The organism is Nonomuraea sp. NPDC048892 (genome assembly GCF_040649735.1).
Taxonomy (GTDB): Bacteria; Actinomycetota; Actinomycetes; order Streptosporangiales; family Streptosporangiaceae; genus Nonomuraea; species Nonomuraea maheshkhaliensis.
In genome coordinates this window covers 197,760-212,895 of record NZ_JBEZFZ010000004.1, presented here as the reverse complement: position 1 = coordinate 212,895, position 15,136 = coordinate 197,760, and the positions used below count along the sequence as shown (strand labels likewise).

The 15,136-nt window shown below is 66.4% G+C and carries 12 protein-coding genes and 1 pseudogene; 9 read left to right on the top strand and 4 right to left on the bottom strand.

Going from position 1 to position 15,136, the window contains the following annotated elements:
* Positions 1–16 precede the first annotated feature (16 nt).
* The 4 genes and pseudogenes from AB0C28_RS14775 to AB0C28_RS14760 all read left to right on the top strand — a co-directional run.
* Positions 17–655: pseudogene (locus AB0C28_RS14775) on the top strand (ATP-binding cassette domain-containing protein); the annotation flags it as partial.
* A gap of 77 nt (positions 656–732) precedes the next feature.
* Positions 733–1,497: an ABC transporter permease subunit gene (locus AB0C28_RS14770; RefSeq protein ID WP_358074700.1), complete on the top strand. Its 765-nt coding sequence runs from the start codon at positions 733–735 to the stop codon at positions 1,495–1,497.
* Positions 1,494–2,042: a hypothetical protein gene (locus AB0C28_RS14765; protein WP_358074697.1), complete on the top strand. Its 549-nt coding sequence runs from the start codon at positions 1,494–1,496 to the stop codon at positions 2,040–2,042. Before AB0C28_RS14770 ends, AB0C28_RS14765 begins: the two co-directional genes overlap by 4 nt.
* Complete coding sequence (locus AB0C28_RS14760) at positions 2,039–2,815, top strand: ABC transporter permease (protein WP_358074694.1); 777 nt, start codon at positions 2,039–2,041, stop codon at positions 2,813–2,815. Before AB0C28_RS14765 ends, AB0C28_RS14760 begins: the two co-directional genes overlap by 4 nt.
* 341 nt (positions 2,816–3,156) lie before the next feature.
* Here AB0C28_RS14760 and AB0C28_RS14755 read toward each other — a convergent pair whose 3' ends face one another.
* The 3 genes from AB0C28_RS14755 to AB0C28_RS14745 all read right to left on the bottom strand — a co-directional run bounded on the left by AB0C28_RS14755 (position 3,157) and on the right by AB0C28_RS14745 (position 6,964).
* Positions 3,157–4,842 carry a ribonuclease J gene (locus tag AB0C28_RS14755; protein ID WP_357837531.1) on the bottom strand — a complete coding sequence of 562 codons (1,686 nt, stop codon included), beginning with the start codon at positions 4,840–4,842 and terminating at the stop codon, positions 3,157–3,159.
* Between the two features lie 54 nt (positions 4,843–4,896).
* Positions 4,897–5,814, bottom strand: a complete 918-nt coding sequence (gene dapA / locus AB0C28_RS14750) for a 4-hydroxy-tetrahydrodipicolinate synthase (RefSeq protein WP_357837534.1) — start codon at positions 5,812–5,814, stop codon at positions 4,897–4,899.
* 703 nt (positions 5,815–6,517) lie between these two features.
* Complete coding sequence (locus AB0C28_RS14745; RefSeq protein ID WP_357837537.1) at positions 6,518–6,964, bottom strand: GNAT family N-acetyltransferase; 447 nt, start codon at positions 6,962–6,964, stop codon at positions 6,518–6,520.
* Positions 6,965–7,648: 684 nt separating this feature from the next.
* Between AB0C28_RS14745 and AB0C28_RS14740 the strand changes: the two genes are divergently transcribed.
* The 5 genes from AB0C28_RS14740 (at position 7,649) to AB0C28_RS14720 (ending at position 13,670) form a co-directional block, all read left to right on the top strand.
* The gene (locus tag AB0C28_RS14740) at positions 7,649–8,365 is read left to right on the top strand and encodes a GntR family transcriptional regulator (protein WP_357837540.1); all 717 of its coding nucleotides are present in this window, start codon (positions 7,649–7,651) and stop codon (positions 8,363–8,365) included.
* A 1,566-nt stretch (positions 8,366–9,931) separates the two neighbouring features.
* Positions 9,932–10,588, top strand: a complete 657-nt coding sequence (gene radC, locus AB0C28_RS14735; protein ID WP_358074691.1) for a DNA repair protein RadC — start codon at positions 9,932–9,934, stop codon at positions 10,586–10,588.
* A 1,094-nt stretch (positions 10,589–11,682) separates the two neighbouring features.
* Entirely contained in the window at positions 11,683–12,138 is a 456-nt protein-coding gene (locus AB0C28_RS14730; RefSeq protein ID WP_358074688.1) for a hypothetical protein, read from the top strand.
* Positions 12,139–12,658: 520 nt separating this feature from the next.
* Entirely contained in the window at positions 12,659–13,147 is a 489-nt protein-coding gene (locus tag AB0C28_RS14725) for a GntR family transcriptional regulator (RefSeq protein ID WP_357837549.1), read from the top strand.
* Between the two features lie 40 nt (positions 13,148–13,187).
* Positions 13,188–13,670, top strand: a complete 483-nt coding sequence (locus AB0C28_RS14720) for a GntR family transcriptional regulator (protein WP_357837552.1) — start codon at positions 13,188–13,190, stop codon at positions 13,668–13,670.
* Between the two features lie 1,019 nt (positions 13,671–14,689).
* Here AB0C28_RS14720 and AB0C28_RS14715 read toward each other — a convergent pair.
* Positions 14,690–15,127 (bottom strand): ASCH domain-containing protein, encoded by a 438-nt coding sequence (locus AB0C28_RS14715; protein ID WP_357837555.1) that lies wholly within the window; start codon positions 15,125–15,127, stop codon positions 14,690–14,692.
* Between the last annotated feature and the right edge of the window lie 9 nt (positions 15,128–15,136).

Below are 15,136 nucleotides of genomic sequence, written 5' to 3'. Positions count from 1 at the left end.
CCGCATCCTTTACGGCGTGATCGAACTCCAACACCTCACCAAGCGCTACGGCGCCACACTCGCCGTGGACGATCTGTCCTTCGCGGTCGAGCCCGGGCATGTGACCGGGTTCCTCGGTCCCAACGGCGCAGGCAAATCGACCACGATGCGTCTGATCCTCGGACTGGACGCGCCGACCTCCGGCCAAGCCCTGGTCAACGGGCGTCGATACACCTCTCTCAGCAAGCCGATGCGCGAGGTCGGCGCCCTACTCGACGCCGGCGCCGTCCATGGCGGGCGCAGTGCCTACAACCATCTGCTGTGCCTGGCGCGCACCAACGACATCGGTCCGAAGCGGGTGACGGAGGTGCTGGAGCAGGTCGGGCTCGCGGAGGTGGCCCGTAAACGGGTGGGTGGGTTCTCCCTCGGCATGAAACAGCGCCTCGGCATCGCGGTCGCGTTACTCGGCGATCCAGGGATATTGATGTTCGACGAACCGGTCAACGGCCTCGATCCCGACGGCGTGCGCTGGATCCGCGACCTGATGCGCGCGCTGGCCGCCGAGGGCAGGACGATCCTGCTCTCCAGCCATCTCATGAGCGAGATGGCACTCACCGCGGAGCGCATCGTCATCGTCGGCCGCGGCAAGCTCATCGTCGAGGCCACGGTCGCCGACCTGACGGCGCGCTACCCCTCGCTCGAAGACGCCTACATGGCCTTGACCTCCGGCAGCGTTCAATTCGGGGCGGCCCGATGAAGGCAGTTCTCTCGTCCGAATGGGTCAAGCTCCGCTCGGTGACCTCGACCTTCCACACGGTCGGCGCCGCCGCCGCGATGGTGGTCCTCGGCATCGCCTGGACCGTCTACGTGTGTGTCCTCGCCGACGAGAGGGGGATGCTCCGCGCCGCCGCTCCGGAGGAGGGCTTCCTGCCGCTCGTCCAGCTGAGTCTCGCCGTGCTCGGCGTGCTCACGATCACCTCCGAACACGCCACCGGCATGATCCGCACCAGTCTCGTCGTCGTCCCGCGACGCAGCACCCTGTTCTTGGCCAAGACCGGCATCGTCGCTCTGGCCACGTTCGCGACCGCCACATCGATTCTCCTGCTGACCTACGTGACGAGCCGCCTCATCGCCGGCGAGCGCCAGCTCGGCTTCAACGAGTCCGCCTTCACCGACGACCTGCCCGCCCTTCTCGCCTCCGGCCTGTCGGTGACCGCACTGGCGCTCGTAGGGCTCGGCCTCGGCGCCGCCATGCGATCCACGGCGGGAGCGCTCGTGTCGGTCGTCTCCTTACTGTTCGTGCTGCCCGGCGCGGTCAACTACCTGCCAGCACCGTGGAACACGCGTATCGCCACACTTCTCCTACCGAATCTCATTCCGCAGATAGCAAGCGAGCGCATGTCGTCCCGTCTCGGCGACGGTTTCCTACCGCCTTGGGCCGCGCTGGCCGTGCTCTTCGCCTATCCGCTCGTCACCCTGACCATCGGCTATTACGCACTCAAGCGGAAAGACGCATGACCATCCGCACACTTGCCACCAAACCCGGCTGCGAACGCCACGAGCCATCGTTCGCCCACCCCGGCAGCCCCACCGCATCGGCCATCAGCTCTCGCCTGCTGCGAACAGTCGCCCCCACAGCCTGTACGCAACTCGGACGCGTGCTTCCACACCGCTCGGCGAGGCTGCTAAGCGCCAACTCGGCCAACGACGCAGTCTCCGATAGGAGAGCCGCCACACGTCCGTTCACGCCCCAACCGAGCACCGACGCCCAACCGCTCTTCTCAGGCCACCTGAACATCATCCGCAGCCGCACCGACACCTACAGCACCGGCACCCACCGAAGCCCCCACACCGAAGTTGGCGCTTCCGCCGACACCGACGGCAGCATTGCCACCCGAATCGGCATAGTCACCCGAACCGGCACTGGCAAGAGCAGCGGCAGCGGCAGCGGCAGCGGCAGCGGCAGCGGCAGCGGCAGCGGCAAATCTAACTTCGACCGGCCCGAGAACACCACCACCAACAACACGAAGAGTCATCACGATTGCCGACGGAGGAGCGCATGAGTGTTCTCGCTTCCGAGTGGGTGAAGATCCGCTCGCTCCGCTCGACCTACCTGGTTCTGGGGCTCGCGCTCAGCGCCATTGCCATAGGCCTGGCACTCGCCGTGATGGCGGCCGGCATGTACGACACGGCGTCCGCCGCTCAGCGATCCCGCGCCAGGATCGCGGACCTGGAGGAGGTGCTCGTCATGGTGCCCCAGCTCTGCATGGGCATCCTGGGCGCCCTCACCATCACCTCGGAATACACGACCGGCTTGATCAGGACCAGCCTGACCCTGGTCCCGCGCCGATGGCCGGTCCTCGCCGCCAAGTCCGTCATCGTCGGCGCGCTGGGCTTGATCGTCGGCACTCTGACGGTCTTCGGCACCTACTTCCTGGCTCGGGAGGTGCTGGGCGACCGTTTCGCGGGCGCGTACACCACTCCTTTCCAAGACCGCCTGCCACTTTTGCTCGCGCTCAGCCTCACGGTGCCGGTGCTCGCGCTGCTCGGGACGGCCTTCGGTGCCCTGCTCCGCTCCGCCGCAGGTGCGATAGCCCTCATTGTGGGGCTCGTCTACGTGATCCCCATGATCATCGGCAACATCCCCGAGCCGTGGAGTGAGCGCCTCGGATCACTGATGATCGGCGCGTTGCCCCGGGAGATCACAGGTGACACCATCACCACCTCGGTGTACGGCTCTCTCCTGTCCTCCATCGCCGCCGCCCTGGTCATGATCGCGTACGCGATCCTCCCCTTGATCGCCGCCACGTGGCTGGTACGCCGAAGGGACGTTTGACCATGCAACTCCCCGGGCTCCCGCCCCGCTCCGACCACTCCGGCACGGCGGATCAAGCCCTCACACGCCACAAGCCCGAAGGGTCGGCTTTCATCCGGAAGTGGGGCCTCGCCGGGCGACGAGGCGACGAGCTCGCCGCACATCGCCGACCTGGACGAACCAGGCCAAGCTGGTGGGGAAAGTACGCCGCCCTGTGGGACATCATCATCCGGACGTCGCTGTATCGCCTGCTCCGGCCGCGACCCACAACATCGGCGGGCACGCCGGAGCCGGATGACGGCCTCGTGCGCGTACGCCCGCAGGTACGGCAGGCAGGGACGCCTGCCGTACCCTCACCAAGGTCAGACTTCGACCACCACGGGGATGATCATGGGCCTGCGGCGATAGGTGTCGCTGACCCAGCGGCCCACCGTGCGACGTACGACCCGGCGGATCTCCTGCATGTCGACCACACCATCCGCGGCCTTCTCCTCGAGGGCCCTTTGGATCTGCGGAATGAACTCGTCGAACTGCATCGGATCGATGCCCGACCCTCGCGCGTGGATCTCAGGGCCGGCGGTGAGCTTGCCCGTGTTGGAGTCCACGACCACGACGACGGAGATGAATCCTTCGTCGCCCAGGATCCGGCGGTCCTTCAGCGAGGTGTCGGTGATCTCACCCACCGACGAGCCGTCCACGTAGACGTATCCGGCGTGAACCGCGCCCACGATCTTGGCGCGTCCGTCGACCAGGTCGACCACGACGCCGTCCTCGGCGATGACGATGTGATCCTCGGGCACGCCGGTGAGGGCTGCCAGCTTGGCGTGGGCACGCAGATGGCGCCATTCGCCGTGCACCGGCATGAAGTTCGACGGACGCGTCAGGTTGAGCACGTACAGGAGCTCGCCGGCGGCCGCGTGGCCGGAGACGTGCACCTTGGCGTTGCCCTTGTGCACCACCCGGGCGCCCCACCTGGTCAGCCCGTTGATGACCTTGTTGACCGCCGTCTCGTTCCCCGGCACCAGCGACGACGCCAGCAGCACGGTGTCGCCTTCGGCGATGCGGATCGGATGGTCGCGGTTGGCCATCCTGGACAGCGCTGCCATCGGCTCGCCCTGGGATCCGGTGCAGATGAGCACCACGTCCTTGGGCGGCCACTCCTCGATGTCGCGCGAGTCGACGATCAGGTCCGGCGGCACCTTGAGGTAGCCGAGGTCGCGGGCCACGCCCATGTTGCGCACCATCGACCGGCCAACCAGGGCCACCTTGCGGCGGTGCTTGGCGGCGGCGTCCATCACCTGCTGGATGCGGTGTACGTGCGACGCGAAGCTGGCCACGATGACCCGCTGCTCGGACGTCCGGATCACCTCGTCGATGACCGGCCCGATCTCGCGCTCGCTGGTGACGAATCCCGGCACCTCGGCGTTGGTGGAGTCGGACATCAACAGGTCGACGCCCTCGGTGCCGAGCCTGGCGAAACCGCCGAGGTCGGTGAGCCGGCCGTCGCTGGGCAACTGGTCCATGCGGAAGTCGCCGGTGTGCAGGACGATGCCTGCGGGGGTCCTGATGGCGACGGCCAGCGCGTCGGGGATCGAATGGTTGACCGCGAAGAACTCGCAGTCGAACGGCCCGAACGTGTGCCGCTCACCCTCGACGACCTCGACCTTGGTCGGCTGGATCCTGTGTTCGGTCAGCTTGGCCTCGATCAGGGCAAGCGTGAGTCTGGAGCCGATGAGCGGGATATTGCGTCGCTCGCGCAGGAGGTACGGCACCGCCCCGATATGGTCCTCGTGAGCGTGCGTCAGCACCACGGCTTCGACGTCGTCGAGCCGGTCCCTGATGTACTCGAAGTCGGGCAGGATCAGATCGACACCCGGCTGGTCGGGCTCGGGGAACAGCACCCCGCAGTCAACGACCAGCAGGCGACCGTCATATTCGAAGACGGCCATGTTTCTGCCGATTTCCCCCAACCCACCGAGCGCAACGATGCGCAAGCCGCCTTCGGGCAGCATCGGCGGGGGGCCAAGCTCAGGATGCGGATGGCTCATGCCTGGCCCCCACGGTCAGATCTTGTTCTCAAAACTCCCGGTTCCTCCCCGTTCCTATGCGTCTGTCAACTTCACCCCGCCGGCTACCAGGCAAGCACGCAGCTCGGCGATTTGCTTCTCTGTCGCGTCCACGAGCGGCAGGCGTACCGGACCGGCCGGCACCCCCACCATGCTCAGTGCCGCCTTTGCCATGATCGCGCCGCCGGCGCGCAGCATGATCCCGTCCACCACGGGCGCCACCTGGCCGTGTATGGCCATCGCCTGCTCGACGTCCCCGTTCTTGTGCAGGTGGATCATGCGCGCCAGTTCCGCGCCCACCACGTGCCCGACGACGCTGACGAACCCGGCCGCGCCAAGGGACAACCAGGCCAGGTTGAGCAGGTCGTCGCCGGAGTAGAAGGCGAGATCGGTCGAGCTCATCACCTGGCTCGCGGCGAAGAGGTCGCCCTTGGCGTCCTTCACGGCCACGATACGGTCGTGCTGCGCCAGCCGGATCAAGGTCTCGGTCTTGATCGGCACGCCGCTACGACCGGGAATGTCGTACAGCATCACCGGCAGCTCGGTCGCGTCGGCGACGGCGGTGAAATGCCGGTACAGCCCCTCTTGCGGAGGCTTGTTGTAGTAAGGCGTCACCACCAGCAGACCGTGCGCGCCGGCGCGGGCTGCCTGCTTCGCGAGTTCGACGCTGTGGCGAGTGTCGTTGGTGCCGGCTCCCGCCACCACGGTCGCGCGATCACCTACCGCCTCGAGGACGGCGCTGACGATGCGCTGCTTTTCCTCATCCGAGGTGGTGGGCGACTCACCCGTCGTCCCGTTGACGATCAAGCCGTCGTTGCGCTGCTCATCCACCAGATAAGCGGCAAGACGTCGCACAGCCACATAATCGACCTCGCCGTCGGAGGTGAACGGCGTGACCATCGCGGTCAGCATACGGCCGAAGGGCGCGTCAGTGGTTCCAGTTGGCGATGCCATAGTGCGAACGCTACCTGGATTCAGAAAACCATTGGACGTCGCCACCCCGCTTTGCCTGCCTGGAGCCGCCTTTTGCCCCCTTTCGCCGGACGTTGCCGCCCAGCACCTCAACGGTAAGCGATGAAACCGACTCCCCCGACCGTCGCCGATGAGCCGGGCGACGCGGATCCGGCGGCGTATCGGAGGCGATCATGAGTCCGGAGAAGAGTGCGCCCAAGGACCAGGGCCGCTTGATCGTTCGCCGCCCGCAGCCGTCCCGGGTCGAGGACGCATTCTCGCCGCTCAAGGGCAGGGCGTTCCGGAGACGCGGCGCGAATCGCAGCACGCGGGAATCGTCGATCCAGCAACAGGCCGAGACGCCGTCGACAGTGCCGCCCGTGAACCATTGGTGTCCGCCACCGGCTGAAGTGCCCCCATGCACGCAGTCTCGGCGTCACGAACCAGCACGCCCACCGGGCCGACCACACCGCCGAAGCACCGACATCTCAGCCCAATACGGCCGTGGCACTGCGCTTCGCAAGATCCCAGGCCCGACGACTCATGAGCCTGCAAGCGCCTCGAACCCCTGCCCGGGCACGACGCTCAGCTACGGAAGTGTCACCGATAGGGGCACGTACCGGAGCCACACCTTGAACGGCCGGGACAGCTTTACGGAACTCGATGGCCTATGAGCGATGTCCTCCGACAGCCACCGCTTGGCCACCTACGACGACAGTTCGATCTGGTAGCGGATGAAACCCCGGTTCTCGGCGACCTTGTCGTACAAGTGCCGTGCGGTGCTGTTCGACTCGTGCGTGTTCCAGTACACCCGCGAGCAGCCGCGACTCCGAGCCCAATCCGCCACGGCCTCGATCAGGGCGCGGCCCACACCCTTGCCGCGGACATCTGGAGCGGTGAACAGGTCTTGCAGGTAGCAGACGTCCGTACCGGGTGTCGAGGTGTTCCCATGGGTGAGGAAGTGTGTGATGCCGACCAACCGCCCGTCGATCCTCGCCCCGAGCGCGTGCAGCGTGGCATCGGTCTGGAATTCATGCCACGCCCTGTCGTACATCTCATCTGGCTCGACCCGCTCGTAGAAGTCGATGTACGAACGGAACAAGCCTTCCCACACATTCCGGTCAGACGGGAGAAGCTTGCCGATATCGAGCATGATGCACCTCTTGGATGTTCGACGTCATGGGAGCACGGTTGCACGCGAACCCTGCGGGAGGGAGCTTCACAGGGAGGCCGGCAACGCCTTCGAGCTCGCAACTTAGGAGAAATGTCACCTCTCCTGAACAGCCACTCAACGGCGGTACCCGAGGACCACTTGTGCTCCATGCTCAGCGGCCCGCCGCGGGCGGCAAGCGGCACAGCGCACCCGACCTTTCACGAGCTCACGAGACGCAGACCGAGCACCCTGCGTTCACGAAGCGTGAGGACCGCGACTGAAGATGGCAGCGATCTGCCCGAGCAACAACCAATTGCGCAGACTGGACGGGGATCCAGTCAGCGGGGGGCCTGGACCGCCATGGGTTGGGGAGGCCGCTGAACCGGCGTTCGAGCGCCTCTTCCCGAGCCCCGAAAAGCAGGACTGACCAGGGGTTCTACACCCGGCAGACGGCACCGCCTCCCGAGGCGGACATGGAAGAGGTCGCCGATATGTGCTCGGGGGTACACACATCGACGACCTCTATCGGAGAATCGGCACCCCTTACATCGGCGTTACAGGGTTTCTCCGATAATTTTCCACCATCGCAAAGTTGGGGCTCCAGCAGTCATCGATGACGGTCGGTTACCTGTCGAATACGGCAACATGGGGCAACGCCTCACACGAACCCCCAGGGATGCACTAGTGGCCACCTCAGATCCGGTCTACCTGCGTGTCGTCGAAGACATCCGGCGACAGATCACCGACGGCACCCTTCCCCCCGGCGCGCCTATTCCTTCGCGGGCGCAGCTGACCCGTAAATACCAGGTCGGCGAGACCGCCGCCCGTCACGCGCTACGTGTGCTCGCGGGCGAAGGCCTCATCATCGGCCGAGTGGGCTCGGGCCATTACGTCAGAGAACGCCCCGATCTCACCCCGCTCTACCGATGGCGTTTTCTTGATCATCCCGCCCCGTTCGCCGCCGACCTGCAGTCCCAGGGCCGGCGCGTGACCTGGGATTGGCACAGCGAGCCGGCCGAAGCGGGCCCCGACATCGCCAGGCGGCTCCGCCTGCCCGAGTCGGCCACGCTGACCAGAACGCATTACGTCTTCCGCGGGGACGGCAAACCACTCCAACTGGCGACGTCCTACGAGTTGCGGGAGTTCGCCGCCCATTCGGACGAGGAGCGGCGGAGCCTGGTCGCGCGGATGTACGGGCACGGGATAAAGATCACTGAGATCGTCGAAAGCGTGCATACCCGCATTCCTCGCCCGGTGGAGAGCGATGCGCTCGATCTGGCGGCGGGCGTGCACGTCTTGCATGTCGAACGTACGCACTGGGCGGGCGACCGTCCGGTGGAGACCAGCGACATCGTGATTCCCGGCGATCGCTTCCGGGTGATGTACAGCATGCCTGTTTAGGGCGGGAAGCTCCGGGCGAGTGGCCCCGTCTCGCCCGGAGCTTCCGTACTGGCGAGGCGTCTGAGCCGGCGGCGGCCCGTACGCTGAACGCAGGGGCGATTCGGCGGGGTTTGCACCGCCTTGGACCTATGTACGTGTGCGGAGATGTGCGGCCTGGGCACGACTCGACTGAAGAGCAAGCGTTCCGTCGACCGGAACACGATCACGACAGGGCGGCGGATCAGGCCCGGGACGTGTTACCCGAAGACCTGCCGTACGCCGCTCACTACGAAATTCGTGCGACTGAATCGTCCCTGGGCCAGGCTCGGGCCGGGTGTCTACTCGGCGATCCGGCGGAACTGATCCTCGGAGCGGCGTCGACACCGTGGCCGGCGCGAGCGTCGACCAATGGCCACCACGTCGCGCAGAACGGCTTCCCTCTGACGCTTTCGCCTCTGCAGTCTTCTCCGTCGGCTGCCCGGACGCGGAAGTCGGCAGGTGGTTTCCCACCCGAATAGAACAGTTCCGCCCGTACGTTTCTGTTCAGCCAGGTTATACACGCGAAGAGTCTTCGTCCGTTACTCGGCTGGACGTCATCAAGTCAGCATTTCCCGTACATTGCGCGAATCAACGAGACATTGGGGCCCCAGCCGCCTCCGGCAAGCACTCGGAGAAGTGAAAAGCAGTACCCCGCCGCCGGTTACGGATTACTCTTCTGTCGGGCAGGGGCGCCATGCAGAGATCCACCCCCTTCAATTGGCCGCTCCTGCCTCCATTCGTTCACGCGTCCTGAATTCGCTGCTGCCTCTGGCCCTTCAGAGCGGCTATCCGACCACGAGTGTCTGGGCGTTCCCCGCGAACAGCAAGCTCCGCCACCCACGCGCTTGTCCGGATATTTCCGATGTCCACGAATCGGGTGTCGTCCCTCTGAAGCGCGACTCGCTCGAAGCCATGCAGTGCCCCGACTCAGCCTCGTTCACCCAGGTAAACGGCGCGCAGCAAGATCATTTACTTCCACTCGGCGAGATGCAGCCACCACTGCCGCCTCCGCCCACTTCATCAGAGGCCGACCACCGCAGGCCGGACCGTGGTCGCGTTACCGCTGGCCGGAGCCACGACCGCGCCGACGCACGCCAGGCCAGGACCGTGCGGCCACGCGCCGGACCATGAAGTTGTAGCCACGTGCCGGGCCATGCCGTGCCGCCACACACCGGCCGTGACCGTACCGACGCACGCCGAGCAGGTAACCGTGCAGCCACGCGCCGAGCCGTGACCTTGTCGCCGCGCCATGCCACGGCCCTGTCGCCACAGGCCGGTCCATGGCCGCGTCACCACCATCGACCCGGACCGTGCCGCCACACGCTGGGCCATGACCGTACCGACGCCGGACGGCACCACCGGGCCGCCTGTCGGTCGGGGGGCGCGGACCGCCTGGCCGGTTCCGCACCCGTGTGAGAGCCGCGACCCACGCACCCACCCCCTCCCAACAGATGGGGACGTTGCGCGCATATCGTGCGATCGATCTCGGCGAATGCGCAGGTCAGAGATTGTCGGTGCGGGTTGATACAACGGTTGCGGAGGTTGCCGATGCGAGTCAAAGACCTGTCCGAGCGCGACCGACCGCGCGAACGTCTGATGGCTTCGGGTGCCGCCGCCCTGGCGGACCGAGAGCTGCTGGCTGTCCTGCTCGGCTCCGGGTTCCGCGGGGCGAGCGCCCTGGACCTGGCCAGCCAAGTGATCGAGCACTGTGGAGATCTCGACGGGCTCGGCCGTTCCGACCCACACCGGTTACTGGCGCTGCACGGCATCGGGCCGGCCAAAGCCGCGCGCGTGACGGCGGCCTTCCATCTGGCGCGCCGGGCCGGAGCCTGTCCTGAGCGTACGCGGATCACCAGCACGTCCGATCTGGCGTACGCATGCGAGCCGCTGTTGCGCGACTGCACCCATGAACGGCTGGTCCTGGTCGTCTGCGACACCGGTGGGCGGGTGCTGAAGCGCGCGGTGCTGACGGAGGGCGGGAGCGATCACACCGTGCTGCCCGTACGGGAGCTCATCACGGAAGTGCTCACGGCCGGCGGGGCGATGTTCGGGCTTGCCCACAATCATCCCGGCGGGTCGCTGGAGCCGAGCTTGGCCGACCTGGAGGCGACGGCCAGGCTCATCGAAGCCACAGAGACCGTCGGGCTGAGGCTCCTCGACCATCTGATCATCACGGATGGAGCCTGGAGGCGGATTCCCACCTAAATCAATTGCAGCGCACATCAGGAGGTCGGCACGCTGCAAACGGAATGATCCTGGATATAGCGTCGAACGGTGGTTTTCCAAGGGGTGCCCATGAGAATCTAATGGCGCGGGTAGGCCGTTATGGACGTCAGCCGGCCACAACTCGTCATGGCGTGGCACCATGCCCCTGGTAAGCACGGGGCCACGTCCATGGTCTTGCACGATCCTGTTGAAGCCCATTCTCGCCATATTGGAGGATATGGAGGGTTCGGGTGGACACATGAGCTGGATCAGGCAAGACGCACGGTACGTCAGCGATGGCGCCTCAAAGCGGGTCATTGCCAACGGTGTCCGGTTCGCAATTTGCGATGGCAATGGCGCAAATTGGGCGCTCGCTCGTACCTGCGCCACCGAGCGGGGACGTGTTTCCCGTTCGGTGGCGCGTGGGGGCAACAGCTTGTGTTCGTCAGGTTGCGACCCATGGCCTTCACCAAGGGTCGCAACAGAAAGTCGGAGCCACCGGTTAGGAACCCCTTCACTAAACGGTGGCTCAGGCGGCACACTGTTGTCTGCGGCCATCGCGATGACATCCCTTGAACTGCGTCTTCAAGGGACCGCGATGGCCGTCACCATTTCCAGGCCCGGCTCCAGCACGGCGTCTCTCCGGCGGATGGGCGATCGGATCGCCTGCGGGTTTCGGTGGTCCACGGGCTCGCGTCCGCGGTTCATGGCCGACGTCCGCACGTGCATCCCACAGGTAGTGCCACTTCCGCTCCGGCAGCCCACTGGGATCAACCGCCGCAGGTGCTCCGGGTGCTGCAAGTCCCCCAGGCGCCGTCGATAGACGCTGCCGGCGCCCCGGCGTAGACAACACACAAGGTCACCGGTGCTGCCTGCGCGGAGGGTCCACAGGGCCGCCCCGGAGGGTGCATAGGGCTGCCTGCGCAGACGGCATGCCGGTGCCGCTGACACTGAGGCGCTGCCGATGCGGACGACGCAGAAGGCCGCCACGGCTGCCTGCTCGGACGACACGCGGGGCTATCAGTGCTTACTGGCGCGCAGAGCTCCTGGTGCTGCCGGTGCGGAGGGTGCACAGGGCTGCCTGCGAGGACGGCGTGCAGGACTACGCGTCGGTGAGGGGGTACGCAGAACTGCTGGTGGGTGTTACCGGTGCTGCTGGCGCTGAGGTGCTGTGGGTGCGGACGGCGCACGAGATTGCCGGCGGTGCCTACGTGAGCGGTATGCCGGTGCTGGTAGCGCGGACGGAACGGAGGACCGCCGATACTGCCTGCGCGGACGGCACGCGGGCTATGCCGGTGCTGCTGGCGCGCGCGCCAGTGCGGGAGGCGCACAGGGCCGCCGATGTTGCCGAAGTGGACGACACGAACGGCGCTCAGGGCTGCCGGCGCTACCTGCTGCTGGCGCCGGTGCGAACGGCGTGCCGGGCTGCTCGTGCCGCTGGTGCCGAACGCGCCTTTGACGCCTCGCCATCTCGCGGCTCATCGTTCGCGCTCGGCAAGGCTCCCCTTCGTGACGCTGAGTCGCGAGCAGGGGTGTCTTTGAGTCGGTGACGATCCAGAGGAGTAGCGCCCGGGGCGACACCCCGCAGAGCCGCCGATGCTACCGGCGCAACGGTGCTCCTGGCGCTGCTGGTGCGGAACGGCACGCAGGCTGCCGGTGCTGCTGGCGTTGACAGCGCACAGGGTGCCGGGGCTGCCTGCTGCTGGCGCGCCGGTGCGAACGGCACGCGAGGTCGCCGGAGCGGACGGCATACGGGCCACGGTGCTGCTGAGGCGCTAGCGCGGACGGCACGTAGGACTGCCGGTGCTGCCGACGCGGACAGCGCACAGGGTCGCCGGGCTGCCGGCGCCGGTGCAGACGGCGTGCAGGGCCCAGGGGGCTGCCTGTTGCCCGTGCTGCTGGCGCCAGTGCAGACGACGTACAGGGCCGCTGGTGCTGCTGGTGGCAGACGTGCCCATGACGCCCTGATCTCATCGCTACTTTGCCGGTGTAGGTCGACTGGGGCGGCTGGGGTGAAGGGGTGGCTGTGGGGCGGTGAGTCAGGACTGTTGAAATGTTTATAATCCGGGCGTGCTCGATCGTACGGGTCCCGTGCCGCTCTATCAGCAGGTCGCCGGCCTGATCCGCGATCAGATCGACAGTGGGGTGCTTCGACCTGGCGATGTTCTTCCGAGTGAGGCCGCGCTTGAGGAGCACTATGGCATCGCTCGGACGACCGCGCGTCGCGTCGCCAGGGAACTGCGGGAGCGGGGGCTGGCGTACACGGTTCCGGGGGAGGGGACGTACGTCGGTCAGCCGGGCATTCCTCGCACGCCACGGAAGGTGCCTATATATCAGAGAATCGCTGGTGAAGTTGTCAAACGTATCCAGCGAGGTGAGATCACGCCAAACAGTGCCATTCCCGGCGAGAAAGTGATGATACGACAATATGGTGTGGCGAAGGTGACGGTACGGCAGGCCGTCGCGCATCTGCGGGAGCAGGGGTGGGTCTTCACCGTGCCGTATAGGGGTACGTTTGTGGCCGATCCCGAAAAGTGGCCGGGGAATCGGGGCTCTTGATTGCCCTGTGTTTGACGGGGTCGTTGGATAACCTTGTAGCGTGCCGAATCGCGAGGGCGGGACGTACCTGTATCTCCAGATCAGCGAGGTCATCAAAGCGCGCATCATCGCCGATCTTTCGCCTGGAGATCTTGTGATCAGCGAGGCGGGGATCCAGCGGGAGTTCAAGGTCGCGCGCACGACAGCGCGCAGGGCGATTCGTGTGCTGCGCAACCAAGGGCTGGTTCATACGCGGCAAGGAGAGGGGACATTTGTCAACGCTCCCGGCCAGACCGGGCCATCAGGCAGGCAGACGCCGTTCTATCGACACATCGCCGATGAGCTCAGAAAGCGGATCAGAAGTGGCGCCTTGGTGCCGAGTAAGCCGCTGCCGAGCGAGGTCGATCTGGTGCGTGAATTCCGTGCGGCACGGGAGACCGTACGGCGGGCTCTTACGTTGCTACGGGAGGAGGGATGGGCGTACAGCATTCCGCATCGTGGCAGTTTCGTCGCCCCTGTGGAGCAGTGGCCCATATCGGAGTGATGCGGCGGATATCGGGATGCGGCGACTGAAGGGGCTGCAGGCGATACAGAGGATGCGGCGTACTGGGGTCGAGGGTTACGGCTCAGCCGCTATGGGATGTCAGGCGCCCCGACAGGTGTCCGTATGTCCTCCGTCCGTCCTTCTGTTCTCCGTCTGTCCTACTTTCCCCGCCGGCCGGTACAGACGCCTTGGCCTGATGTAGGTGCCGCTGGCCGGATGTAGGTGCCGCTGGCCGGATGTAGGTGCCGCTGGCCGGATGTTTGATGCCGCCGGAGATGGTGGCGGTGGTCGCGGCGAGAAGGTGGATCGGCGGTGTCGGCGCGCATCATCGCCGATGTGGGCAGGGCGGATAAGGCTGAGCGGGTCGGAAACTCGCTCGGATCTGTGGACGTCATCCCGGGCATGTGGGAGGTCATTCCGGGCGAGAGGGGTAGGCAGGCCAGTGAGTGGCGGGGTGCGCGGAGTTGAGGTGCCGGTGGATGGGGACGACGGGATGTCTCCGGAATGCGGACGAAGTGGTGTCGCCAGTGGTCGGTAGCGGACGTCTCCGACGAGTAGAGGGGTCGGGGTTACGCCTGTTCGATGGTGATACGTCTCTTGCGAACCCGGCGAGAGGATGCCGTGCTGTCCGGCGGCCAAGCCACGGTCACGTCACGGACGAGCCGAGCAACGGGTACGCCTCCTTTCATAGCGCGGGACGTCTCACGCGAACGTGCGAGACGGTGCCGCGCCTGCCCGGCGGCTAGGCCTCCGTCGAGTAGAGCAACCGGGTTACACCGGTTCCATGGCGGGACGTCTCTCGCGAACCCGACGCGACGACGTCGTCCTCCCCGGGTGGCCGAGCCTCTGACGAGCCGAGGAACGGGGTTACGCCTGTTCCATGGCAGGCTCGCTCTCAGGGGTGATCGCCAGGGTTGGGGCACGCTGCCGTCTCGGGGAGGCGGTGTCGCACCTGCACGGTGGCGGGCCTCGCCGACGAGCGTGAGGGGCGGTGTCTCAGTGCTGCGAGCGGGGCGGCGTCATGCGGGTGGGGCTGGATTTCCGTTTGGCGGCCCGCCTACGCGTGACACGACCCGGTACCACAGGCACACCACCGTGGTGTCGTGGCTCACCTCGTACCCCTGCTCCGCCCAATAGCGGCGGTGCGTCTCCCGCCAGTCCTCCACCGAGCTGTACCCCTCCCCCTCCGCCTGGGCGAACTCCCAGCTCACCTCGGCGAACGGCGTCAGTTCGACTCGGGTGATCTCGATCTCCGCGGTGCGTTCCCCGGAGGAGTTCACCAGGACGAGTCTCTCCCCGACCTGCTCCAGTTCCTCGCCTTCGGCCTCGTAGTCGAGGGGCAGGAGGCCGGCTGTGGCCGTCTTGGCGCCCGACAGTGTCAGGTCGGTGAGCCAGGTGCGGAGTTTGCCGGGAGTGCCCAGTTCGAGGACTCTGAGTCCGTCTATGCGCGGCCACATGAGGTCATC

What these genes read in the sequence shown, in the direction of transcription:
- radC (WP_358074691.1), top strand. Translation starts at nt 9,932, where the DNA reads ATGCGAGTCAAAGACCTGTCCGAGCGCGACCGACCGCGCGAACGTCTG.
- AB0C28_RS14745 (WP_357837537.1), bottom strand. Translation starts at nt 6,964, where the DNA reads ATGCTCGATATCGGCAAGCTTCTCCCGTCTGACCGGAATGTGTGGGAA.
- AB0C28_RS14760 (WP_358074694.1), top strand. Translation starts at nt 2,039, where the DNA reads ATGAGTGTTCTCGCTTCCGAGTGGGTGAAGATCCGCTCGCTCCGCTCG.
- AB0C28_RS14715 (WP_357837555.1), bottom strand. Translation starts at nt 15,127, where the DNA reads ATGTGGCCGCGCATAGACGGACTCAGAGTCCTCGAACTGGGCACTCCC.
- AB0C28_RS14770 (WP_358074700.1), top strand. Translation starts at nt 733, where the DNA reads ATGAAGGCAGTTCTCTCGTCCGAATGGGTCAAGCTCCGCTCGGTGACC.
- dapA (WP_357837534.1), bottom strand. Translation starts at nt 5,814, where the DNA reads ATGGCATCGCCAACTGGAACCACTGACGCGCCCTTCGGCCGTATGCTG.
- AB0C28_RS14755 (WP_357837531.1), bottom strand. Translation starts at nt 4,842, where the DNA reads ATGAGCCATCCGCATCCTGAGCTTGGCCCCCCGCCGATGCTGCCCGAA.
- AB0C28_RS14765 (WP_358074697.1), top strand. Translation starts at nt 1,494, where the DNA reads ATGACCATCCGCACACTTGCCACCAAACCCGGCTGCGAACGCCACGAG.